This window comes from Streptomyces sp. NPDC053673 (assembly GCF_055585225.1).
Genome location: NZ_JBVJKN010000002.1, coordinates 82,796 through 103,684, shown reverse-complemented (window position 1 = coordinate 103,684; position 20,889 = coordinate 82,796). Strand labels below are relative to the sequence as shown.

Here is a 20,889-nt window from a genome sequence, read left to right as displayed (position 1 = left end):
GCATGATCGAGACGTGATCCTCGAACCGCTGACGCCGAAGGAGGCGGGCGCCCTGCCCGGGCCCCTGCTCACCGAACTCACCGCGCTCTACGCCTCGAACCGCGTCTTCCAGCAGCTCAGCGGGGACTTTCCGGACCCGGACGACATCCGGCCCGAACAGGTCGCCGCCGCGCTCGCCGACGAGTTGGCGCACCCCGCGGCACAGGTACTGCTCGCCCGCTCGGAAGGGCGGCTGGTCGGCATCGCGGTGACGCTGGCTCACCATCCCGACCCGGCCGACCCCGATCCGTGGATCGGCCTGCTGATGGTGGACGCCCGCCGGCACCGCACCGGGTACGGCCGGGAGCTGGCGGGTCTGGTCGAGGACCGGTTCCGGGCGGCCGGGCGGGAGGCGGTACGGCTCGCCGTACTGGAGAACAATCCGAAGGCGCTCGACTTCTGGACGGCGCTCGGATACGGGGAGATCGCCCGCCGCGCGGACACCCAGGCCGGCCGCCCCTGCATCGTGATGCGCAAACCGCTCCAGAGCACGGGCCGCTCCGGCCCCATCGGCCACCAGGGCCACCAGCGCCGTCAGGGCCACCAGCGCCGTGAGGGCCGCTAGGGCTTCGCGGGCCTGTCCACGCCGTACAGCCAGACGTCCCACAGTTCGGTGAGGTCCTCGCCGGACTCCTCCTCGACGTAGGCGATGAAGTCGTCGGTGGAGGCGTTGGCGTGACGGTGGGTCCGGGGCCAGCCCTTGAGGATGTCGAAGAAGGTGTCGTCACCGACGGCCTGGCGGATCTTGTGCAGGACCATCGGGCCACGGCCGTAGACGGGGTCGCCCGAGATGTCCGCCGCGGTCGGCGGTTCCGCAGGCGGGAAGGTCCAGTTGCTGTCCACGGCGAAGGCCTGCTCGAAGCGCTTCTGGGCAGGAATGTCGTTGAAGTCCTCGTCGTACAGCCACTCCGCGTACATCGCGAAGCTCTCGTTGAGCCACATGTCCTGCCAGCTCTTCGGCGTGACGGAGTTGCCGTACCACTGGTGGGCGAGCTCGTGGACGAGAAAGTTCATGTCGAACGTGCCGTCCGGATACACGGGCCGGCTCTGCGTCTCCAGCGCATAGACACGTTTGCGGTTCTTGAAGACGCCGGTGTCGACGATCGCGCCGGTGGAGGAGAACGGGTACGGGCCGAAGTTCTCCTGCTCCCAGGCCAGCACTTCGGGGATGCGGGCCAGCAGGGCTGCGTTCTGCGCGGTGACGGTCTTGTCCACGGCCGTGTACACGGGCACGCCCTGCGCGGGGTGGGAGATCTTGAAGTCGTACGCGCCGATGCCGACGGTCGCGAGATAGCTGGCCATCGGCTCGCCGGAGTGCCAGACGAAGGTGGTGCCGCTGCCGTCGACCGTGGGCCGCTGCTCCCTCAACTCTCCGTTGGAGACGGCGGTCAGGGGCTTGGGAACGGTGACGGTGATGTCGTACGTCGCCTTGTCGCTGGGGTGGTGGTTGCCGGGAAACCACGCCATCGAGCCCGTCGGCTCACCGAGCGCGAGAGCGCCGTCCGTGGTCTTCAGCCAGCCCTCCTCGAAGCCCTCCGCGTCCTTTATGGTCTGCGGAACGCCGGAGTAGCGGACGACGGTCCTGAAGGTGCTGCCCTTGACGACGTCGTCGCGCGGCCGGATCGTCAGCTCGTTGCCGGCGCGGTTGACGGCGGCGGGGGCGCCGTCGACGGTCACGCTGTCGATGGTCAGCCCGTGGAGATCCAGATTGAAGGCGCTGAGGTCCTGGGCGGCGCGGGCGGTTATGGCGGCGGTGCCGGTGAGGTTGTTCGCCTTCGGGGCGTAGTCGAGGGTGAGGGCGTAGTGCTGGACGTCGTAGCCGCCGTTGCCGAGCTTGGGGAAGTACGGGTCACGCAGACCGGCGGCTCCTGGGGTGCCGTCGACCCCGTTGCCGGCATCGACCGTGCAGGCCGAGCCGGCGAGGGTGATCAGGACGGCGACGGGCGCCAGGGCACGGAGGAGGGATCGCTGGTCCACGTCAATGATCCTATGCGCGGAATGTCCGCTTCCATCCGTGCCCTGTGTGATGTACCGCATGACGCCCGGCGGGCCGGCCGGACGGGACTACTCGGCGAGCGCGGACACCCCGGCCTGGGCGAACTTCTCGTCGAGGGCACCGCTCGGGGCGCCCGCGACACCGATGCCCGCGACCGGCGCACCCTTCACCTGCACCGGCGCACCGCCACCGAGGAACAGCGTGCCGGGAATGTCCTTCAGGTTCGGGGCCTGCTCGAGCCGCTTGACCAGCTCGGACGTGGGCGCGTTCCAGGAGACCGCGGTGAACGCCTTGCGCTGCGCGGACTCGTACGACTGCGGGCCCGCGCCGTCACCACGGAGGGTGACGATGGTGTTGCCGTTGCGGTCGACGACGGCGACCGTCACACGCTGGTTCTCGTCCTGCGCGGCTTCCAGCACGGCCTGCGCGGCCCTGGTCGCCGCCGCCACGGTCAGATGCGTGGTCTGCTGCAGGTCGTGGTTCGCGACGTCGGCCGTGACCGCGGCGGGCGCGGGGGCCGCCGGGGCGGAGGCGTTCGCGGAGACCGCGCCGAAGGTACCCGCACCCAGCGCGGCGACGGCGACGCCGCCGGTCAGTACACGGGCACGCAGCGACATCTTCTTCATGGGAGAACTCCTCGATAGGCGCCGGGATTCGGCGGTAACTCGCTCTGCAATGGATCCTCCGGCCGCAGGCGGCCCCGTACGGTCCACGGAGCGGATGCCTCCGGCGCGCATGATGGATGACGGGTGTGTCAGCCGATCGGCTGATGCGCCCGTGGCCCCGCCGGGTCACCATGGGGACATCTGTGCAGGTCAGCGAGGAGTGGTGGACGGTGGAGCGGCGGTACGAGCAGGACCCCGGCGCCCGCGATCCCGGCACCGGCACCCGTGACCCCGACCCCGGCACCCGCGGCCCCGACGCCCACGCCCCCGGGAGCCGCGGCCCCGACGCCCGTGCCCCTGACGCCCGCGATCCCGACGCCCGGTGGCTCGCGCGTGTCATGCACGCGGCGTTCTTCCTCCTCCTCGGCGCGTCGCTCGTGCGCTATCTGCTGCGGCACCCCTGGGAGGACCGCTCCCCGTGGATCATCGGCCTGTCCGCCGCCCTCGCCGCCCTGTACGTACTCGGCCCGGTCCTCGGCTCCCGTGCCACACCCCGCCGGCTGGCCTGGCTGGGCTCGGTCGTCGCCGTCTGGATGCTGCTCGTGGTCCTCGCGCCCAGCTTCGCCTGGTGCGCGGTGCCGCTCTTCTACACCGGCCTGCGCACGCTCGCGCCGCGCGCCGCGCTCGTCCTGGTCGCGCTGCTCACGGCCTTCGTCGTGGCCGCACAGCTCAAGCTCGCACACGGCGGCTTCGACCCGAACCTGGTGATCGCACCGCCGGCCGTCGCGGCGATCGCGACCGCCGTCTTCGTCCAGGCGGAACGCCTCGCCGCCCGCCAGCGCGCGCTGATCGACGACCTGATCAGGACCCGCCGTGAACTGGCCGCCACCGAGCGCCGCGAGGGCACCCTCGCCGAGCGCCAGCGGCTGTCCATGGAGATCCACGACACACTCGCGCAGAGCCTGTCCAGCCAGCAGATGCTGCTGCAGGCCGCGGACCGCACCTGGGACGCGGATCCGGCGACCGCGCGCCGCCACGTCCGTACCGCCGAGTCGATCGCCGAACGCAGCCTCGCCGAGGCCCGCCGCTTCGTCCACGACCTGGCGCCGGCCGATCTCGCGGAGGGCGGCGGCCTGGAGCAGGCGCTGCGCGCCCTCGCCGAACGCGAGTCCGCGGGCTTCCAGGTCGACGGCGTACCGGTGCCCCTGCCCGACCGGGTGCAGTCGGCGCTGCTGCGCATCGCCCAGGGCGCCCTGGCCAACGTCCGCGAGCACGCAGAGGCCACCTCCGCCGCCCTGACCCTGACCTACCTCGGCGACCAGATCGTCCTTGACATCACGGACGACGGCCGCGGCTTCGAGCCGACGGGCGCCACCGGGGACGTCCGGGGCGTCCGGGGCCACGGCCTGCCCGCGATGCGGGCGCGGGTGGGGCAGCTGGGCGGCACCCTGACGGTCGAATCCGCACCCGGCGAGGGCACGGTCCTCTCGGCCTCGATCCCCCTGGAGACCGCGCGATGAGTGCGATGAGAGCGATGAGTTCGACGAGTGCGACAAGTGCGACGAGTTCCGTACGGATCCTGCTCTGCGACGACCACGCCGTCGTACGCGCCGGGCTGCTCGCCCTCCTCGGCAGCGAGCCCGACATCGAAGTCGTCGGCGAGGCGGGCAGCGGCGAGGAGGCGGTCGCGATGGCCGCCAAGCTGAAGCCGGATGTGGTGCTCATGGACCTTCAGCTGGGGCCCGGCATCGACGGCGTCGAGGCCACGCGCCGGATCGCGTCCCCCGAGGTGCATGTCCTCGTCCTCACGACGTACGACACGGACGCGGACATCACCCGTGCCATCGAGGCGGGCGCGACCGGCTATCTGCTGAAGGCCGAGCGCCCCGAGGAGCTCTTCGCGGCGATCCACTCGGCCGCGCAGGGCCGCACCACCCTGTCGCCGCCGGTCGCCAGCCGGGTGATGGACCGCATGCGAGGCGCGGCCCGCCCCAGCCTGACCGAACGGGAGCTGGACATCCTGGGCCAGCTCGCCCACGGGCTCGGCAACCGCGAGATCGCGCGAGCCCTGTTCATCAGCGAGGCGACGGTGAAGACCCATCTGGGCCGTATCTACGCCAAGTTGGGCGTGGATACGCGGGCGGGCGCGGTGGCGGTGGCGAAGGAGCAGAGGCTGCTGCCGTGAGCTCGCGGGCGCGGCTGCTGCCGTGAGGGTCGGGGCAGAGGCTGCTGCCGTGCGCTCGCGGGACGTGCGGTCGGCGCAGGCCCGCCGCCCGGCCGCAACCGGAAACCCTTCACTCGAACGTGCGCGCGGTGACGATTCCGCAGGCCGTAAGCCGCGGGCGCAAGCCGGAGGCCCGCGCCCCGGGCCGGATGTCCGCGTGACACCATCGACCCCGTGCTCGACATCGGCTACTCCCTCTCCCGCCGCTTCCCGGACCCCCCGCAGACCGACTACCGCCACGCGGACGTCCACGCCCTGCGGCACGACCTCTTCTGCGGTGACGTCTATCTCGCCGACACCAAGGCGGACCGCGAGGTGTCCACAGCCTGGGGATGGGTGCCGGTGCTCGACTTCGCGTGGGCGCTGTGCGACATCGTCGAGCGGCTCGACCGGGACCCGCGCGGCAGCCGGGCCTCCCAGCCCCAGTACGCCGAGATCGACTTCACCGAGTCCACCGACCGCATGCTCTTCGAGCGCCGCTTCGGATGGGTGGACGTCGAGGCCGACTGGATGCCCGGCGACGAGCCGCCACTCACCTTCAACCACGCCGAGCTGCGCCGCGAGGCCCGCGACTTCCTCCACGATCTGATCGCCGACCTCACCGACATGCACGAGGGCCTCGCCGACAACCCTGTCGTCTGGGACCTGCAGGCCCGCTTCCCGCGCACGCCATGACCCCGTAGCGCTCAGTCCTCCACCCGCACACCCATCTGCGCCGCGAACGCCGGTGCCAGATCCAGCAGTTGAGCCGCACTGATCACCGCCCCCGACAGCCCGTCGAACCCCCTCGCGATGTCCAGCTCGGCCACCTGACGCAGATCGACGTCCCGCAGCCGCACGCCGCTGAAGTCCACCCGGCGCAGCACGCAGTCCCGGAACTCCACCCGCTCCAGCTGCGCGGCCCCGAAGTCCGGCTCGGACAGCACGCACCCCTCGAACACCACGTCCTTCAGCCGCGCATCGCGCAGGTTCAGGTAGTCGATCTTCCCGCCCTTCACCACCACTCTCTCCAGCGCCGCCCCGTGCAGCTGCGCCCCGCCCATCCGCGCGTCCACGACCTCCACGTCCCGCAGCGACGCGCCCGCGAGATCCGTGCCCACGCCCCGCACCCCCGTCAGCACCGAGTCGATGAACCGCGCGTTGACCAGCGACGTCTCGTCCAGCACGCAGTCCCGCAGCGCACAGTCCAGGAACCGGGCGCCCGCCCCGTCCCGACCCGTCAGGTCCAGACCCGCCAGCTCCAGACCGTCGTAGTCCCCGTCCGGCTCCAGCCCGGCGCCCTCGTGCGGACTCAGCGGCGGTAGCCGCACCTCCGGCCGCCGTGCCGCCGCCACCCGCGTGTTCCCGGTCTTCCGCGCCATGACCCCCATGGTGACTCACACCACTGACAAAGCCCCGGCGGGCGACCGGGGGTCGCCTGCTCGCGGGTTGCTCGATCTCAACCCCGCCTTGATCTCAACCACCTTGGTCTCAACCACCTTGCTCTCGACCACACTTGACCTCAACCATGCTTGAGGTTGGAGGGTAGGGACATCACCGACCACGATGCACAGGGGAGCCCACCATGCACGCCATCCGCCTCCACGCCTTCGGCCCCGCCGAGAACCTCACCTACGAGACGGTCGACGACCCCGAGCCCGGCCCCGGCCAGGTCCGTATCGCCGTCACCGCGGCCGGCGTGCACCTGCTCGACACCGCCCTGCGCGAGGGCGAGTCCGGCCCATACCCCGCCACCGTCGAACTGCCCACCGTTCCCGGCCGCGAGGTCGCCGGCACCGTGGACCGGCTCGGCGAAGGCACCGACCCGGCCTGGCTCGGCAAGCGCGTCGTCGCCCACATCGGCATGGCCCCCGGAGGCTACGCCGAGCTCACCGTCACCGAGGCCGACCGGCTCCACGAGATCGCCGACCATCTCGACGAGGCCGAAGCAGTCGCCATGATCGGCACCGGCCGCACCACCCTGGGCATCCTCCAGTTCACCGACCTCGGCCCGGACTCGGTCGCGATCGTCCCGGCCGCCGCCGGCGGCATCGGCACCCTCCTCGTCCAGTACGCCAAGAACGCCGGCGCCACCGTCATCGGCCTCGCCGGCGGCCCCGCGAAGGTCGCCCGCGTCACCGAGAACGGCGCCGACCTCGCCATCGACTACACCCTCCCCGACTGGCCCGAACACGTCCGCGCACACCTCGGCGACCGCCGCGCCACCGTCGTCTTCGACTCCGTCGGCGGCGACACCGCCCGCGCAGCCGTCGACCTCCTCGGCAAGGGCGGACAGCACATCGTCTTCGGCTGGTCCAGCCAAGGCATCCGCACCGGCTCCGGGCTCACCTTCACCGACGACGAACTCGCCGCCCGAGGCATCACCTCCCAGAGCGTCCTCGGCCCGGCCATGCTCAACAAGGCCGGCGGCCTGCGCTCCCTGGAGGCCCGCGCCCTCGCCGAAGCCACTGCAGGCCGCCTTCGCCCCGCCGTCCAGCGCTTCCCCCTCGCCGAGGCCGCGGCCGCCCACCGCGCCCTGGAGACCCGCGGCACGATCGGCAAGGTCGTCCTCGTCCCCTAGACGAGCAAGTCCTGTCCCCTGTCCGGCAGGCACTGCCCGGGCGCCCCCTGAGCCATCATGCCCAGGACCCGAGAGTCGTGAGCGCCTCGTCGGTCAGCCGGTACACCGACCACTCGTCCTGCGGCCGCGCACCCAGCGACTTGTAGAAGTTGATCGACGGGGTGTTCCAGTTCAGCACGGACCACTCCAGCCGCTCATAGCCACGCTCCACACAGATCCGCGCCAGCTCCGCCAGCAGCGCCTTCCCGTGACCACCCCCGCGCAGCCCCGGCCGTACGTACAGATCCTCCAGATAGATCCCGTGAACCCCACGCCACGTCGAGAAGTTCAGGAACCACAGCGCGAAGCCGGCGACCTCCCCGTCCTCCGTCTCCGCGATGTGCGCGAAAGCAGCCGGGCGCTCCCCGAACAACGCCTCACGCAGCTGCTCCTCGGACGCGTTCGCCTCGTGCAGAGCCTTCTCGTAGTCGGCGAGCTCGCGGACCATCCGGTGAATGGCAGGGACATCGGCAGGCGTAGCAGTACGAATCATGAGGGCACCCTGCACAGAGGACGGCTCAGCGCGCCAGGAGTTTCCGCCCGATGGACACCTGCTCCTCCTGAAGCCGCGTCCACTCCTCCCCTCCTCTCCTCACGACCCTGGACAGACAAACCGCCACCGGTGTACGAACAGCCTCATGACCAGCACGATCAACGGTGGTATCTCCTTCTGGTACGCGGACGACGGCATCCCCGCCCCCCGGGAGCCCCTGCCCGGCGACGCGTCCGCCGACATCTGCATCGTCGGCGGCGGATATACCGGACTGTGGACGGCGTACTACCTCAAGAAAGCCGTGCCCTTCCTCAACATCACCGTCCTCGAAGCCAGGTTCTGCGGATACGGCGCCTCCGGACGCAACGGCGGCTGGCTCTACAACGGCATAGCCGGCCGCGACCGCTACGCCGCACTGCACGGCCACGACGCCGCCGTACGCCTCCAGCAAGCCATGAACGACACCGTGACCGAAGTCGTCGACATCGCGCGCGAAGAACAGATCGACGCCGACATCCACCAGGGCGGCGTCCTCGAAGTCGCCTACACCCCCGCGCAGCTCACCCGCCTCAAGAACTTCCACGCCGCCGAGATCGCCTTCGGCGAGAAGGACCGCGAACTCCACGGCGCCCGCGAGACTGCCGACCGCATCCGCGTCGCCGGAGCCGTCGGCTCCAGCTGGACCCCGCACGGCGCCCGACTGCACCCGGTCAAACTGATCAAGGGCCTCGCGGCGGCGGTCGAGGCGCTCGGCGTGACGATCCACGAATCAACGCCCGTCACGGAGATCAAACCCAAGCACGCGATCACCCCGTACGGCACGGTCCGCGCCCCCTACATCCTGCGCTGCACCGAAGGCTTCACGGCGACCCTCGCCAACCAGCGCCGCACATGGCTCCCCATGAACTCCTCCATGATCGCCACCGAACCGCTCCCCGCCGACGTCTGGGACGCCATCGGCTGGGAAGGCCGCGAAACCCTCGGCGACATGGCCCACGCCTACATGTACGCCCAGCGCACCGCCGACGACCGCATCGCCCTCGGCGGCCGCGGCATCCCCTACCGCTACGGCTCTCGTGCCGCCACCGCCGAGAACGCAGACCGCACCCAGCCCGCCACCATCGACGCCCTCCGCTCCATCCTCACGCGCTTCTTCCCCCAACTCGCGGGAGTCGGAATCACCCACGCCTGGTCCGGCGTCCTCGGCGTCCCCCGCGACTGGTGCGCCACCGTCACCCTCGACCGCTCCACCGGCCTCGGCTGGGCCGGTGGCTACGTCGGCTCCGGCGTCGCCACCACCAACCTCGCCGCCCGCACCCTCCGCGACCTCATCCAACAGGACTCCGGCCAGTCCGGCCCCACCGACCTGACCACCCTCCCCTGGGTCAACCACAAGGTCCGCAAATGGGAACCCGAACCCCTCCGCTGGCTCGGCGTCCACACCCTCTACGCGGCCTACCGCGCCGCCGACCGCCGCGAACTCACCGCCCACACCGCGAAAACGGACCGCATCGCGACCCTCGCGGACAAGATCTCCGGACGCCACTGACCACACCCACGGCACCGACGGCCAAGGAACGCGCCCGCGGAGCTCGGCTGCGGAAAACGGCCGCGGAAAAACGGACGGGCCCGGTACGACACGACGTTTGCCGAGCGCCAGGTACCCCATGGCGCCCGGTGAACGTACACCTCCGTCACCGCCGTACGCGGGCCCTCGGCGCTACTCGACCTCGATACCGAAATCTCCCACCAACGCCTCCAGACCACCTGGGTAACCCTTGCCACCCAGCACGAACTCCCAGTCCCCGCCGGCCCGTCGCCGGAACGAACCCAGCACCAGCGCCGTCTCCCTCTCCCGCCCATCCGAAACCACGAGCCGGTCCAGCTCCGCACCCGAGACGTCACGGAGCCGGATAGCGGCATCCGTGAACCCGGCCAGATCGGCGTCCGGATTCACCGCCGGATCCACGGCCGCAACGAGCACGAGCCGGTCGGCCCGCTCAGGCAGCGCATCAAATCCAACCCGGATCGCAGCACGATCCCCGGCAAACGAGCGCATCATGCGCACCGAACCATCCGGCGTCCGCTCGTTGTTGAAGAACACGAAATAGTCGTCGCCGAGCACACGGCTCCCCTCGCACACCAATGCGCAGACGTCCAACGCCACGTCCCCCGACCAGTTCATGCCCAGCACATTGAAGTCGCCCTGCTCCTCATCAGCAGCCGCCCGAGGACGAGGCACCGCGCTTCCGTCACCGAGCCGCCCGCGCAGCCCATGCCGATGCAGCAGATCGACAAGTTCGGTTCCGGAAACAAGCGTCAGCGGCTTGCCATTGGCGAAAGCGTACGAGCCCGGGCCGAAACCCGAAGTAGCGACCAGAACCCCCTTGTTGGCCCCTGCCCCCTGAACCGTTCCGAACAGGTCCCGCACTGCACTCGGCGGCACCGTATTCCGATACCGCTTCACCTGCACGATGATCTTCCCGCCACTGATCGGATCCGGATCCACAGCATCGACATCCACACCACCGTCATTCGACCGCTGCGTCGTAACCGCCTGCATCCCCCGCGCCCGGAACAACTCAGCCACCAAGCCCTCGAACTCCACCGGATCCATCGCCAACAGATCCGGCTCCTCCCCACCGCCATGCGACACCACACCGGAACCCACCTGCTCCGGCAGCCGGCCCGGACGCACCGCAACCCGCTGATCAGGCCGCCCGGACAGCTGCCCACGCAACCCATCCGTCAGGCAGTCCACCGCACTGACCAGCGCCAGATTCAGCCCCTCAAAGGCCGAACGCTCAACCATCACAGTGGCCAGGAAGATCCTCGCCTCACGGCCAGTCACCGGATCGTGATCATCGACGAAGCCATTCAGCACCACCGAATGCAGAACACCCGCCTCATCCGCCGCGAACAAATCACGCAGCGCCAGCAGCACGGACTGCGCCAGAACATCCCGGTAGAGCGCCCGGCGCTGAGTGACCGGCCGCGCCGTCTCCTTCTCCTGGTCCGAACTCGGCACATACCGCACCGACTTCACCGCGGGCACCACGCCAAACCCAGGCAGCTCCCAATCCAGCACCAACTGCCGCGCCGCCCGGTCATACGCGGCAGACACCTGCCGCGGAAAACCCTCCGGCCAGGCCGTCGACGCATACAGCGCCGCCGAGAAGAACTCCACAACCGTGTCCGGGTCACCGGCACGCAACGCCTCGGCCATCCCCGCAATGCCCGCGTTGTGCTCCCGGATCTCCGCCAGCCGCGCCGCCACCCAGCCGTCGTACTGCTGCCGATACGCCGCCAGATCCTGCTGCCGCCTGGCCTCCGCCGCCTGCGCCGCAAACCAGTCCCGCTCGAACCTCGCCTGCGCCTCCTGCTGCGCCTGCGCCCGCCCGGCCGCGGTCCACCCGCCCTGCGCCTGATACCGCGCCGGGTCCGGCATCGGCACAGGCTGCCCCAGCGGCCCCGGCGCAAACGGCTCCACATCCTCCGCACGCCGCAGCATCGCAATACGGAACGCCGACGCCCCACAGCCCGCCGCCAGCAACCCCTCCAACACAGCCACCCGGGCATCCAACTCCTCCGAACGCCGCCGCGCGTCCGCCTCCCGCTGCCTCTTGTACGCGGTCTGCTGATCCCGGTGCATCCGGGCCATATCCCGCTCATACGCCCGCTGCTGCCGCTCCTGCTCCCGCTGCTGGCGCACCACCGCCCACTGCTGCGCTTCCCGCTGCCGCTGCTGCCGCCTCTGCGCCTCCGCCCAAGCCCCGATCAGGCCACTGGAACGACGACTCATCCGACGCACCCCTCCCCAGGCACACCCCGCCAGACCCCCGCAAAACGCAAGTGTCCCGGATCAGAGTGATCCGGGACACAGTTTCGGTGGAGCCGCCTGTCGGAATCGAACCGACGACCTACGGGTTACAAAGCCGTTGCTCTACCAACTGAGCTAAGGCGGCAGGGCGTACTTCAAAGCCGCACGCGGAGGCTCCCCCACTCTACACAGCGCCCGTTTCCCCAGACCACGTGATTCGTGACCATCCGCCCATCCGTTCGTTGAAAGCACTGACGTGCTGTTCCGATGATCGGCTCGCAGGGAGGGGACGATGACAGAACGGATGACCCGGGCGCAGGCTGTTCAGATCAAGGAGGATCTGCTCGGCATCCCCTCGCAGCGGCGGAAGCCGGGGAAGCCGATGAAGCGCCGGGCGAAGGCTGCGGGGGCGCGGGAGCGGACGTATCGCTATCGGTTCTATCCGTCTCCGTCGCAGGCGGAGCAGTTGGAGAAGACGTTCGGCGCCTGCCGATGGGTGTACAACCAGGGGCTTGAGCTGCGTCGGGACAGCTGGGAGCGGTATCAGGTCTCGGTCGGGTACGCGGAGACATGCCGGGCGCTGACGGGCTGGCGGCGGGCCGAGGGGACGTCGTGGCTGACGGAGGTGTCGTCGACGGTTCTGCAGCAGTCGCTGCGACACCTGGACGCGGCTTTTCAGGGCTTCTTCAAGGGCTCCCGGAGGTATCCGAAGCGCAAGAGGAAGCATCTGGCCAAGGACTCGTGACGTATGTCCGGGCCGGGATGGCCTTCCGCTGGGTCGAGGACCGGGACCGGCCAGGCACGGGGCTGCTGACGCTGGCGAAGCAGACCGAACCACTGGCGGTGCGTTGGTCGCGCCCGCTGCCACCCGGGGTGGTGCCGGTGAAGCTCACGGTCTCCCGAGACCGGGCCGGTCGATACTTCGTCTCGGTTCTGGTGGAAGAGGTCATCGAGCCGCTGGCCGAGGTGGTCACAGATGAGGCCAGCACGAAGGCAGTGGGGGTGGATCTCGGTATTGCCTCGCTGGCCACTCTGGACGACGGTACGAAGATCGACCATCCGCGTCTGCTGCGCCGGTATGCCGACCGCCTGGCGCGGTTGCAGCGGCTGCTGCACCGGAGACGAAAGGGCTCGAAGAATCGGGCGAAGGTCAGGGAGAAGATCGCCCGCCTGTACGCGTTGATCAGGGATGTCCGGAAGGACTTACTGGACGGGCTCACCACCCGCCTCGTGCGCGAGAACCAAGTGCTCGTGGTGGAGGACCTGTCCGTCGATACCCTCATACGCTCCGGGGGACGCCGCAAGGCGCGGCTGAACGAGTCGATCCTCGACGCCGCGTGGGGCGAGCTGGTGCGGATGCTGACGTACAAGGCGGAGTGGTACGGACGCACGGTCGTGATCGTGGACCGTTTCTTCCCGTCGACGCGCCGCTGCTCGGTGTGCCATGCGGATGGCGGGAGCAAGGGTTTGTCAGTCCGGACGTGGACGTGTGCCGGGTGCGGTGCGGTGCACGACCGGGATGTGAATGCGGCGGTCAATCTTCGTGAGGAGGGGCTGCGGCTGTACCGGCTGGTTGCCGAATCGTTGCCTGCGGGGAAGGTGCCGCCTCCCTTGATCCGGGCCGTACAGCTGTCCGCGTAGTTGTTGCAGTACGGACCGATGGGCTGTCGGCCGTCATGCCTGTGGAGCCTGTGTAAGTCCGGCGGGATCGGTGGGGTGACCCCTCCTCCTCGTCGGCCGTGGGCGGAGAAGCAGGAAGTGCCTCGGAATCGGTTTCTGGAGGCGCAGGTCAAAAGTGGGTCGCTCTGCCCTCCTGACAGACCCGCGTATCGCCAGGTACCGTCACCTGGAGTTCACTCCGGTGGACTAGACCCATCCTTCCTTCCACTCGGATCGTCCGGCACGTTCCTGCCGGTGAAGGGACACATCACCATGGCCACTGTCACTTTCGACAAGGCAACCCGGATCTACCCGGGCTCCACCAAGCCCGCCGTCGACGGTCTCGACATCGAGATCGCGGACGGGGAATTCCTCGTCCTCGTCGGCCCCTCCGGCTGCGGAAAGTCCACCTCCCTGCGCATGCTCGCGGGCCTCGAGGACGTCAACGGCGGAGCGATCCGCATCGGTGACCGCGATGTCACCCACCTCCCGCCGAAGGACCGGGACATCGCCATGGTGTTCCAGAACTACGCGCTCTACCCGCACATGAGCGTCGCCGACAACATGGGCTTCGCGCTCAAGATCGCCGGGGTCAACAAGGCCACGATCCGGCAGAAGGTCGAGGAGGCGGCGAAGATCCTCGACCTCACCGAGTACCTGGACCGCAAGCCGAAGGCGCTGTCCGGTGGTCAGCGGCAGCGTGTGGCGATGGGCCGGGCCATCGTGCGTGAGCCGCAGGTGTTCCTCATGGACGAGCCGCTGTCGAACCTCGACGCGAAGCTCCGTGTCTCGACGCGTACGCAGATCGCGAGCCTCCAGCGCCGTCTGGGCATCACCACGGTGTACGTGACCCACGACCAGGTCGAGGCCATGACGATGGGCGACCGGGTCGCCGTGCTGAAGGACGGTCTGCTGCAGCAGGTCGACTCGCCGCGCAACATGTACGACCGGCCGGCGAACCTGTTCGTCGCGGGCTTCATCGGCTCCCCGGCCATGAACCTGGTCGAGGTGCCGATCACCGACGGCGGTGTGAAGTTCGGCAACAGCGTCGTCCCGGTCTCGCGCGAGGCGCTGTCCGCCGCCGCGGACAGGGGCGACCGGACCGTGACCGTCGGTGTCCGGCCCGAGCACTTCGACGTGGTCGAGCTGAACGGTTCGGCGGCCGCCTCGCTGTCGAAGGACACCGAGGACGCGCCGGCCGGTCTGGCCGTGACGGTCAATGTCGTCGAGGAGCTCGGCGCGGACGGCTATGTGTACGGCACCGCCGAGGTCGGCGGCGAGCAGAAGGACCTGGTGGTCCGGGTCAACGGCCGTTCGGTGCCGGAGAAGGGCTCCGAGCTGCACGTCGTGCCGCGGCCGGGCGAGACGCACGTGTTCTCGACGTCGACGGGCGAGCGCCTCAGCGACTGACGTCGGCTGACGTCGGCTCAGGTCGTGTGACATACGTGATCGGCCCCCTCGTTTCGACGAGGGGGCCGATCACTCATGTCGACAAATACCCCGGCAGATCGGGCAATTCACACACCGACGTCAACGCCTGATTCGAAAAGAAGACTCGAACCATCCCTCGCGCGAGTGACTAAATGTCGCCAAATCACTACCGACCGCTACGCTCGCCTGCGTGACCCACACAGCCCGCCGTATCGGCCGCACTCTCGCTCTCGTCCTGCCCGTCGTCCTGGTGCTCTCCGGAACTCTCGCGGTCACCAGCGTCCCGTGGGCAGGGCGCAACTCCGAGTCCCAGATGCTCACCGCGTCCTCGGAGAATGTATCGGTCCGCGCCAAGTCCCGTGCGCCGCACGAGGTTCTGCGCGAGAAGCTTCTCACCGAGCTGCAGGAGAAGGACCCCGGCGTCGCGCTCACCAACCTCCAGCGTGAGGTCGAGGCGCGTCCGTCGCTGGCCCGCCACTGCATGTCGATCGCGAAGGATCTCGGCCGCGCCGCCGTGGCCCGTTACGGCCCGACGCTCGCGCAGTCGTACTCCCGGCCCGTCTGCGACACGTCCTTCGCCGCCGGCGTCTCTCAGCAGGCGCAGGGCAGCTGAGCCGGGCGGTACGACGGGACGCGGGGTTCCCCGCGGCACCGGAGGACGACCGGAAAGAGGGACCCCGCCGGGCAGCGCTTATCGTGCCCGTATGCATACGTATCCGACGCAGGCCGTGGTCCTGGCGGGCGGCCAGGGCTCGCGGCTGCGGCCGTACACCGACGACCGCCCCAAGCCGATGGTCGAGATCCCGGGAACCGGGACTCCGATCATCGGCCATCAGCTTGCCTGGCTGGCCGCCGAGGGCGTGACCGACGCCGTGGTCTCCTGCGGGCACCTCGCCGAGGTGCTGCAGGACTGGCTGGCCACCGCCGACCTTCCGCTCCGTGTCACGACCGTCGTCGAGTCGGAGCCGCTGGGCCGGGGCGGCGGCCTCAAGTACGCCGCCGCGAGCCTTCCCCACCCCGACCGGCCCTGGTACGCCACCAATGGCGACATCTGGACGCGTTTCTCGCTGCGCGAGATGGCCGGGTTTCACGCGGAGCGGGACGCGACCGCGACGCTCGCGCTGGCCCGGCCGCGTATTCCGTGGGGCGCGGTGGAGACCGACGAGTTCGGCCACGTTCTCGACTTCATCGAGTCGCCGCCGTCTCCGTATCTCATCAACGCGGGCGTGTACGTCTTCTCCGCGGCCTTCACGGCCCTGCTGCCCGACCGTGGGGACCACGAGCGCACCACGTTCCCCCGGCTGGCGCGTGAGCGCGCCCTGGCCGGGTTCCCGCTGCCGCAGGGGGCGTACTGGCGGGCGATCGACACGGCGAAGGACCTCACCGAGGCGGCGAAGGAACTCTCCGCGTACGCGCCGCGCTGACAGACGTCGGGCATGGCTTGGGGCCATAGCTCGGGGCGCGTGGCTCGGGGCGTGGCTCAGGCACAGCGTCGGCGTATACCGGAGTACGTCGCATACGTCGGAGGGGCGGTCACCGAGCCCCGGCTCGGTGACCGCCCCTCGGTCTGTCGGGGCCTGTCGGGCGTCAGCCCAGGAGGCCGCCGATCGGGTTCCGGTTGCCGCCCGAACCTCCGCCGTTACCGCCTCCGCCGTTGCCGCCCCCGCCGCCGGAGCCGCCGTCGCCGGACCCGCCCGTACCGCTCCAGGCGCCGCCGTCACCGGTCGAGGAGGGGCCGGAGTTGCTGGACGGCGGGTTCACCGGCTCGGACTGCGTCGGGGACTGCCGGCTGTCGGTGCCCTGCGACTGACTGGGGCTGCCCGACTCCCCGACGCGTGCGGTCTCGCTGACCGTCTCGGACGGCTCGGCCTTCTCCGCGGAGGGGCTGCTCGTCTCGCTCTTCGACGGCTCGGGCTGCCGCTCCGCCTCGCTGGAGGGGCTGCGTCCGCCCGATTCGCTCGGCAGCGGGGCGCCCGGGAGGTGGTTGGTCGGGTCGACGTTCGGGCCCGGTACGGTCACGAGCTCCGTGGACCGTACGGCGCCGCCGAGGATCGAGCCGATCAGCAGCGTCAGGCCGACGACGACGGCGGCGAGGACTCCGCCGCGCCGCAGCACCCGGCGCCGCAGCTCCCACAGCTCGGAGCGGGGCCCGAGCTTCCGCCAGGCCTCCCCCGCGAGTCGCCCGTCCACCGAGTAGACGGGGGCGCCGGCGATGATCAGCGGGGACCAGGCGGCGAGGTTCATGATGTCCGGTGCGTCGTACACCGGGACGGTCCGCCAGCTCACGGTCATGATCAACGCCGCGGAGAGCAGCGCGCCGACGACGGCCGCGACGCGCTGCCAGAGGCCGAGGACGGTCAGTACGCCGACGACGACCTGCAGGAACGCGACGGTGAGTCCGGCGCCGACCGGATGCGAGAGCGCGAAGTCGCGCAGCGGCTCGGCGAGTGCCCAGGGCTCCAGGGAGGTCAGCCACTTGACCATCGAGCCGCGCTCGCCGCCGTCGAAGTACACGGGGTCGCAGAGCTTGCCCATGCCCGCGTAGATCGAGATGAAGCCGAGGAAGACGCGGAGCGGGAGCAGTACGACGCCGAGGTTCATCCGGCGGCCGGGGTAGTAGGCGTGCCGGACGGCGCCATGCGCGGCGGCCGCGGGCGGCCGCTCGCCGATGTCGTAGGCGAAGTCGGGCTCTTCCTCGGCCTCCTGCCCGTACGGCTCGTACGCGTCGTACGCGCCCTCCGCCTGCCGCATCGGCGGCAGGAGTGGTCGTCCGTGGCGGCCGCCCTGGGAGCCGATGACGGGCGTGGGCATGGTGTCGGAGGCCAGGTCGACGCGGGGGATGACCTGGGTGGCGGCGCCGCCGTCGTAGCCTCCTCCGGCGTGCGTGACCGCTCCGGAGCTGCGCATGGCCTGCAGCAGGCCGGTGGCGCCCGGGTCGCCCGGAGCGGACTTCCCGCTCCACACGACGGGCGCACGGCGGCGCCCCGTCGCACCTGCGCCACTGAAGGTGGGGATCCTGGCGGTGTCCGCCGTGCCTCGCGCGGGACGTGTGGTCCGGCTCGGGCCGAGTCTCACCCGGAAGCTGGCGTGGTTCACGATGACCTGCGCGGGATCGCAGTCCACCTTGACCATGCTCAGGGGGAGCTGCTCGTCGAACCCGGGCCGGGGCGTTCTGGTGTCCACACTCATCTAACCGAGTGACCTGTGTTTAGGACACTGCCTTGACGGCCGTGAAATGTCCGAGACCCGTCAAGATCGGCACATCGTTCCGAGTTGAGGAACCAGCGTTCGGTTGTGCCGCGTCAGTCGCCTCTCGGATCAGGGGAGTTGACGGAATTTGAACTGGGAGAGGAAGGCGGATCCATGTCCGACGGCGACGGCGGGGGCGGCTCACGAACCGCCGGTCAGCTCGTCCTCGCGGGCCTCACTGTCCCGTGACGGCGCGGGCGCTCGGCAACCAGTGGCTGCTGCCCGGCCCGCCGCCGCGCCCAGGCCTCTGTGTGGGGGTACGCCGTACCCCCACACAGCGCGACACAGGTCAGCCCCTGCGGCGCGCCGCCTCGTACAGCACCACGCCGGCCGCGACGCCCGCGTTCAGCGACTCCGCTCCACCCGGCATCGGGATGCGGACGCGGAAGTCGCAGGTTTCGCCGACCAGACGGGAGAGGCCCTTGCCCTCGCTGCCGACGACGATGACGACCGGGCCGTCGAGGGCGTCGAGCTCGCCGACCTCGACCTCGCCGTCCGCCGCGAGGCCGACGACGGTGATGCCGGCCTTCTGGTAGGCCTCCAGGGCGCGCGTCAGGTTGGTGGCGCGGGCGACCGGGGTACGGGCGGCGGTGCCCGCCGACGTCTTCCAGGCGCCGGCCGTCATGCCGGCGGCGCGGCGCTCGGGGACGACCACGCCGTGACCGCCGAAGGCCGCGACGGAGCGGACGACCGCGCCGAGGTTGCGCGGGTCGGTGACGCCGTCGAGGGCGACGATCAGCGGGTCCTCGCCGTCGTCGAAGGCGGCGGCCGCGAGGTCCTCCGGGTGCGCGTACTCGTAGGGCGGGACCTGAAGGACGAGCCCCTGGTGGTTGAGCCCGTTCGTCATCCGGTCCAGCTCGGCCCGCGGCGCCTCCATCAGGTGGATGTTGCCGCGCTGCCCGGCGAGCTGGAGCGCCTCGCGCACCCGCTCGTCGTTGTCGATGAACTGCTGGACGTACAGCGTCGTCGCGGGTACGCCGTCGCGCAGCGCCTCGAAGACGGGGTTGCGGCCGACGACCATCTCGGACGAGCCCTTGCCGCCGCGCCGGGCGACGGGGCGCCGCAGGGCCTGCTTGGCCTTGGCGTTGGCGACACGGTTCTTCACATGACCCTTGCGGGCCGAGGCAGGCGGCGTCGGGCCCTTGCCCTCGAGGCCGCGGCGTCGCTTGCCACCGCTGCCGACCGTCGCGCCCTTCTTGTTGGACGTACGGCGGTTCCTGCGCTGGCTGTTCCCGGCCATGACCTTCCTGTTCCTCTGGATCTGCGATCCACATGCAGATGCGGGTCGCGTGTGTACGTAAGACAAAGTGTGCCGCCCGGACGGCCGGGCGGCACACTGTCGCTGGTCAGCGGGGTCCGAGTGTCCAGCGCGGGCCGTCCGGGCTGTCCTCGATGACGAGCCCTGAATGGTTGAGCTGGTCACGGATCGCGTCCGCCGTACCCCAGTCCTTGCGGGACCTGGCCGCCTCGCGCTGCTGGAGCACCAGCCTTACGAGGGTGTCGACGACGCCGTGGAGGTCCTCGCCGCGATCGGCCTCGCCGGCCCAGTGCGGGTCGAGCGGGTCCAGGCCGAGGACGCCGAGCATGGCCCGCACCTCGGCGAGCCGGGCGACGGCCGCTTCCTTGTCGTCCGCGGCCAGGGCGCTGTTGCCCTGCCGGACCGCGGTGTGGACGATGGCGAGCGCCTGCGGCACACCCAGGTCGTCGTCCATGGCCTCGGCGAAGGCGAGCGGCACCTCGGCGGCGGGGGCGACCGCCTCCCCTGCCTTTTCGGTGACTCGCTGCACGAATCCCTCGATACGCGCGAACGCCGACTCGGCCTCGCGCAGGGCTTCCTCGCTGTACTCGATCATCGAGCGGTAGTGCGGGGTGCCCAGGTAGTAGCGCAGCACGATCGGCCGCCAGTGCTTGACCATCTCGCTGACGAGCACCGAGTTGCCGAGCGACTTCGACATCTTCTCGCCGCTCATCGTCACCCAGGCGTTGTGCACCCAGTACGACGCGAAGTCGTCACCGAACGCCTTGGCCTGCGCGATCTCGTTCTCGTGGTGCGGGAAGACCAGGTCCAGGCCGCCGCCGTGGATGTCGAAGGCGGAGCCCAGGTACTTGTGCGCCATGGCCGAGCACTCCAGGTGCCAGCCCGGGCGCCCCCGCCCCCACGGCGTTTCCCAGGACGGCTCACCGGGCTTCTCCGCCTTCCACATCGCGAAGTCCCGCGGGTCCCGCTTGCCGGTCTCGCCCTCGCCGGAGGGCTGCCGCAGATCGTCGATGTCCTGGTTCGACAGTTCCAGGTAGCCGGGGAAGGAGCGCACGTCGAAGTAGACATTGCCGTCGGCCTCGTAGGCGTGGCCGCGCTCGATCAGGCCGCGCATCATCTCGACCATCTCGGTGATGTGGCCGGTGGCGCGCGGCTCGTACGTCGGGGGCAGGCAGCCCAGGGCGTCGTAGCCGGCGTTGAACGCGCGCTCGTTCTCGTAACCGATGGACCACCAGGGGCGTCCCTGGAGCGCCGACTTGGCGATGATCTTGTCGTCGATGTCCGTCACGTTGCGCACGAACGTGACGTCGTAGCCGCGGTAGTCGAACCAGCGGCGCATGATGTCGAAGTTGAGTCCGGACCTGATGTGCCCGATGTGCGGGGCGGACTGCACGGTCGCGCCACACAGGTAGATCGAGACACAGCCCGGCGTGAGCGGGACGAAGTCACGGACCTGCCGGGCGCTGGTGTCGTACAGCCGAATAGTCACCACTCAAGAGTAGTGGCCCTGCGGCAG

Annotated in this window: 19 protein-coding genes and 1 tRNA gene; 11 read left to right on the top strand and 9 right to left on the bottom strand. The window is 70.2% G+C overall.

Going from position 1 to position 20,889, the window contains the following annotated elements:
- The first annotated feature begins 13 nt into the window (after nucleotides 1–13).
- On the top strand, nucleotides 14–604 hold the full coding sequence (locus ACZ6ZQ_RS03665; protein ID WP_469766915.1) for a GNAT family N-acetyltransferase: 591 nt from the start codon (nucleotides 14–16) through the stop codon (nucleotides 602–604).
- Here the strand turns inward: ACZ6ZQ_RS03665 and ACZ6ZQ_RS03660 are convergent.
- Nucleotides 601–2,016, bottom strand: a complete 1,416-nt coding sequence (locus ACZ6ZQ_RS03660; protein WP_469766914.1) for a M1 family metallopeptidase — start codon at nucleotides 2,014–2,016, stop codon at nucleotides 601–603. The two genes, ACZ6ZQ_RS03665 and ACZ6ZQ_RS03660, sit on opposite strands and share 4 nt — an antisense overlap.
- An 87-nt stretch (nucleotides 2,017–2,103) precedes the next feature.
- Nucleotides 2,104–2,661, bottom strand: a complete 558-nt coding sequence (locus tag ACZ6ZQ_RS03655) for a GlcG/HbpS family heme-binding protein (protein WP_469766913.1) — start codon at nucleotides 2,659–2,661, stop codon at nucleotides 2,104–2,106.
- A 377-nt stretch (nucleotides 2,662–3,038) separates the two neighbouring features.
- On the opposite strand from ACZ6ZQ_RS03655, the gene ACZ6ZQ_RS03650 reads away from it, so the two are divergent.
- From ACZ6ZQ_RS03650 to ACZ6ZQ_RS03640, 3 genes are all read left to right on the top strand, one after another.
- Nucleotides 3,039–4,160: a sensor histidine kinase gene (locus tag ACZ6ZQ_RS03650; protein ID WP_469767302.1), complete on the top strand. Its 1,122-nt coding sequence runs from the start codon at nucleotides 3,039–3,041 to the stop codon at nucleotides 4,158–4,160.
- Nucleotides 4,161–4,174: 14 nt separating this feature from the next.
- Nucleotides 4,175–4,825 carry a response regulator gene (locus ACZ6ZQ_RS03645; protein WP_469766912.1) on the top strand — a complete coding sequence of 217 codons (651 nt, stop codon included), beginning with the start codon at nucleotides 4,175–4,177 and terminating at the stop codon, nucleotides 4,823–4,825.
- 213 nt (nucleotides 4,826–5,038) lie between these two features.
- Entirely contained in the window at nucleotides 5,039–5,539 is a 501-nt protein-coding gene (locus ACZ6ZQ_RS03640; protein ID WP_453660641.1) for a hypothetical protein, read from the top strand.
- Between the two features lie 11 nt (nucleotides 5,540–5,550).
- On the opposite strand, the gene ACZ6ZQ_RS03635 is transcribed toward ACZ6ZQ_RS03640, so the two are convergent.
- On the bottom strand, nucleotides 5,551–6,225 hold the full coding sequence (locus ACZ6ZQ_RS03635) for a pentapeptide repeat-containing protein (RefSeq protein ID WP_469766911.1): 675 nt from the start codon (nucleotides 6,223–6,225) through the stop codon (nucleotides 5,551–5,553).
- A 203-nt stretch (nucleotides 6,226–6,428) separates the two neighbouring features.
- Between ACZ6ZQ_RS03635 and ACZ6ZQ_RS03630 the strand changes: the two genes are divergently transcribed.
- Nucleotides 6,429–7,424: a zinc-binding dehydrogenase gene (locus ACZ6ZQ_RS03630; protein ID WP_469766910.1), complete on the top strand. Its 996-nt coding sequence runs from the start codon at nucleotides 6,429–6,431 to the stop codon at nucleotides 7,422–7,424.
- Nucleotides 7,425–7,479: 55 nt separating this feature from the next.
- Here ACZ6ZQ_RS03630 and ACZ6ZQ_RS03625 read toward each other — a convergent pair whose 3' ends face one another.
- A complete protein-coding gene (locus ACZ6ZQ_RS03625) occupies nucleotides 7,480–7,956 on the bottom strand; it encodes a GNAT family N-acetyltransferase (protein ID WP_469766909.1) in 477 nt (158 codons plus the stop codon).
- A 145-nt stretch (nucleotides 7,957–8,101) separates the two neighbouring features.
- On the opposite strand from ACZ6ZQ_RS03625, the gene ACZ6ZQ_RS03620 reads away from it, so the two are divergent.
- Nucleotides 8,102–9,505: an NAD(P)/FAD-dependent oxidoreductase gene (locus ACZ6ZQ_RS03620; protein WP_469766908.1), complete on the top strand. Its 1,404-nt coding sequence runs from the start codon at nucleotides 8,102–8,104 to the stop codon at nucleotides 9,503–9,505.
- A gap of 171 nt (nucleotides 9,506–9,676) precedes the next feature.
- Here ACZ6ZQ_RS03620 and ACZ6ZQ_RS03615 read toward each other — a convergent pair whose 3' ends face one another.
- Both ACZ6ZQ_RS03615 and ACZ6ZQ_RS03610 read right to left on the bottom strand, forming a co-directional pair.
- Nucleotides 9,677–11,758, bottom strand: coding sequence for a restriction endonuclease (locus ACZ6ZQ_RS03615; protein WP_469766907.1), 2,082 nt, complete (start codon nucleotides 11,756–11,758; stop codon nucleotides 9,677–9,679).
- 87 nt (nucleotides 11,759–11,845) lie between these two features.
- A tRNA-Thr gene (locus ACZ6ZQ_RS03610) sits at nucleotides 11,846–11,921 on the bottom strand.
- Between the two features lie 147 nt (nucleotides 11,922–12,068).
- Between ACZ6ZQ_RS03610 and ACZ6ZQ_RS03605 the strand changes: the two genes are divergently transcribed.
- From ACZ6ZQ_RS03605 to ACZ6ZQ_RS03585, 5 genes are all read left to right on the top strand, one after another.
- Nucleotides 12,069–12,521: a helix-turn-helix domain-containing protein gene (locus ACZ6ZQ_RS03605; RefSeq protein WP_469766906.1), complete on the top strand. Its 453-nt coding sequence runs from the start codon at nucleotides 12,069–12,071 to the stop codon at nucleotides 12,519–12,521.
- Between the two features lie 17 nt (nucleotides 12,522–12,538).
- Complete coding sequence (locus ACZ6ZQ_RS03600) at nucleotides 12,539–13,417, top strand: RNA-guided endonuclease TnpB family protein (RefSeq protein ID WP_469767301.1); 879 nt, start codon at nucleotides 12,539–12,541, stop codon at nucleotides 13,415–13,417.
- Between the two features lie 291 nt (nucleotides 13,418–13,708).
- Complete coding sequence (locus ACZ6ZQ_RS03595) at nucleotides 13,709–14,845, top strand: ABC transporter ATP-binding protein (protein ID WP_469766905.1); 1,137 nt, start codon at nucleotides 13,709–13,711, stop codon at nucleotides 14,843–14,845.
- Between the two features lie 211 nt (nucleotides 14,846–15,056).
- Nucleotides 15,057–15,479, top strand: coding sequence for a hypothetical protein (locus ACZ6ZQ_RS03590; RefSeq protein ID WP_469766904.1), 423 nt, complete (start codon nucleotides 15,057–15,059; stop codon nucleotides 15,477–15,479).
- A gap of 91 nt (nucleotides 15,480–15,570) precedes the next feature.
- On the top strand, nucleotides 15,571–16,290 hold the full coding sequence (locus ACZ6ZQ_RS03585; protein ID WP_469766903.1) for a nucleotidyltransferase family protein: 720 nt from the start codon (nucleotides 15,571–15,573) through the stop codon (nucleotides 16,288–16,290).
- A gap of 163 nt (nucleotides 16,291–16,453) precedes the next feature.
- Here the strand turns inward: ACZ6ZQ_RS03585 and ACZ6ZQ_RS03580 are convergent, their stop codons facing one another.
- The 3 genes from ACZ6ZQ_RS03580 to cysS all read right to left on the bottom strand — a co-directional run bounded on the left by ACZ6ZQ_RS03580 (nucleotide 16,454) and on the right by cysS (nucleotide 20,862).
- Nucleotides 16,454–18,055 carry a DoxX family membrane protein gene (locus ACZ6ZQ_RS03580; protein ID WP_469766902.1) on the bottom strand — a complete coding sequence of 534 codons (1,602 nt, stop codon included), beginning with the start codon at nucleotides 18,053–18,055 and terminating at the stop codon, nucleotides 16,454–16,456.
- Nucleotides 18,056–18,404: 349 nt separating this feature from the next.
- Nucleotides 18,405–19,355, bottom strand: coding sequence for a 23S rRNA (guanosine(2251)-2'-O)-methyltransferase RlmB (gene rlmB / locus ACZ6ZQ_RS03575; protein ID WP_469766901.1), 951 nt, complete (start codon nucleotides 19,353–19,355; stop codon nucleotides 18,405–18,407).
- 106 nt (nucleotides 19,356–19,461) lie between these two features.
- Nucleotides 19,462–20,862, bottom strand: a complete 1,401-nt coding sequence (gene cysS, locus ACZ6ZQ_RS03570; RefSeq protein WP_469766900.1) for a cysteine--tRNA ligase — start codon at nucleotides 20,860–20,862, stop codon at nucleotides 19,462–19,464.
- Nucleotides 20,863–20,889: the final 27 nt, after the last annotated feature.

Bases quoted from the DNA above. Each gene is read 5' to 3' on its own strand.
- ACZ6ZQ_RS03605 (WP_469766906.1), top strand. From the start codon at position 12,069: ATGACAGAACGGATGACCCGGGCGCAGGCTGTTCAGATCAAGGAGGAT.
- ACZ6ZQ_RS03625 (WP_469766909.1), bottom strand. From the start codon at position 7,956: ATGATTCGTACTGCTACGCCTGCCGATGTCCCTGCCATTCACCGGATG.
- ACZ6ZQ_RS03580 (WP_469766902.1), bottom strand. From the start codon at position 18,055: ATGAGTGTGGACACCAGAACGCCCCGGCCCGGGTTCGACGAGCAGCTC.
- ACZ6ZQ_RS03620 (WP_469766908.1), top strand. From the start codon at position 8,102: ATGACCAGCACGATCAACGGTGGTATCTCCTTCTGGTACGCGGACGAC.
- ACZ6ZQ_RS03615 (WP_469766907.1), bottom strand. From the start codon at position 11,758: ATGAGTCGTCGTTCCAGTGGCCTGATCGGGGCTTGGGCGGAGGCGCAG.
- rlmB (WP_469766901.1), bottom strand. From the start codon at position 19,355: ATGGCCGGGAACAGCCAGCGCAGGAACCGCCGTACGTCCAACAAGAAG.
- ACZ6ZQ_RS03630 (WP_469766910.1), top strand. From the start codon at position 6,429: ATGCACGCCATCCGCCTCCACGCCTTCGGCCCCGCCGAGAACCTCACC.
- ACZ6ZQ_RS03645 (WP_469766912.1), top strand. From the start codon at position 4,175: ATGAGTTCGACGAGTGCGACAAGTGCGACGAGTTCCGTACGGATCCTG.
- ACZ6ZQ_RS03585 (WP_469766903.1), top strand. From the start codon at position 15,571: ATGCATACGTATCCGACGCAGGCCGTGGTCCTGGCGGGCGGCCAGGGC.
- ACZ6ZQ_RS03650 (WP_469767302.1), top strand. From the start codon at position 3,039: ATGCACGCGGCGTTCTTCCTCCTCCTCGGCGCGTCGCTCGTGCGCTAT.
- ACZ6ZQ_RS03595 (WP_469766905.1), top strand. From the start codon at position 13,709: ATGGCCACTGTCACTTTCGACAAGGCAACCCGGATCTACCCGGGCTCC.
- ACZ6ZQ_RS03655 (WP_469766913.1), bottom strand. From the start codon at position 2,661: ATGAAGAAGATGTCGCTGCGTGCCCGTGTACTGACCGGCGGCGTCGCC.
- ACZ6ZQ_RS03635 (WP_469766911.1), bottom strand. From the start codon at position 6,225: ATGGCGCGGAAGACCGGGAACACGCGGGTGGCGGCGGCACGGCGGCCG.
- ACZ6ZQ_RS03600 (WP_469767301.1), top strand. From the start codon at position 12,539: ATGGCCTTCCGCTGGGTCGAGGACCGGGACCGGCCAGGCACGGGGCTG.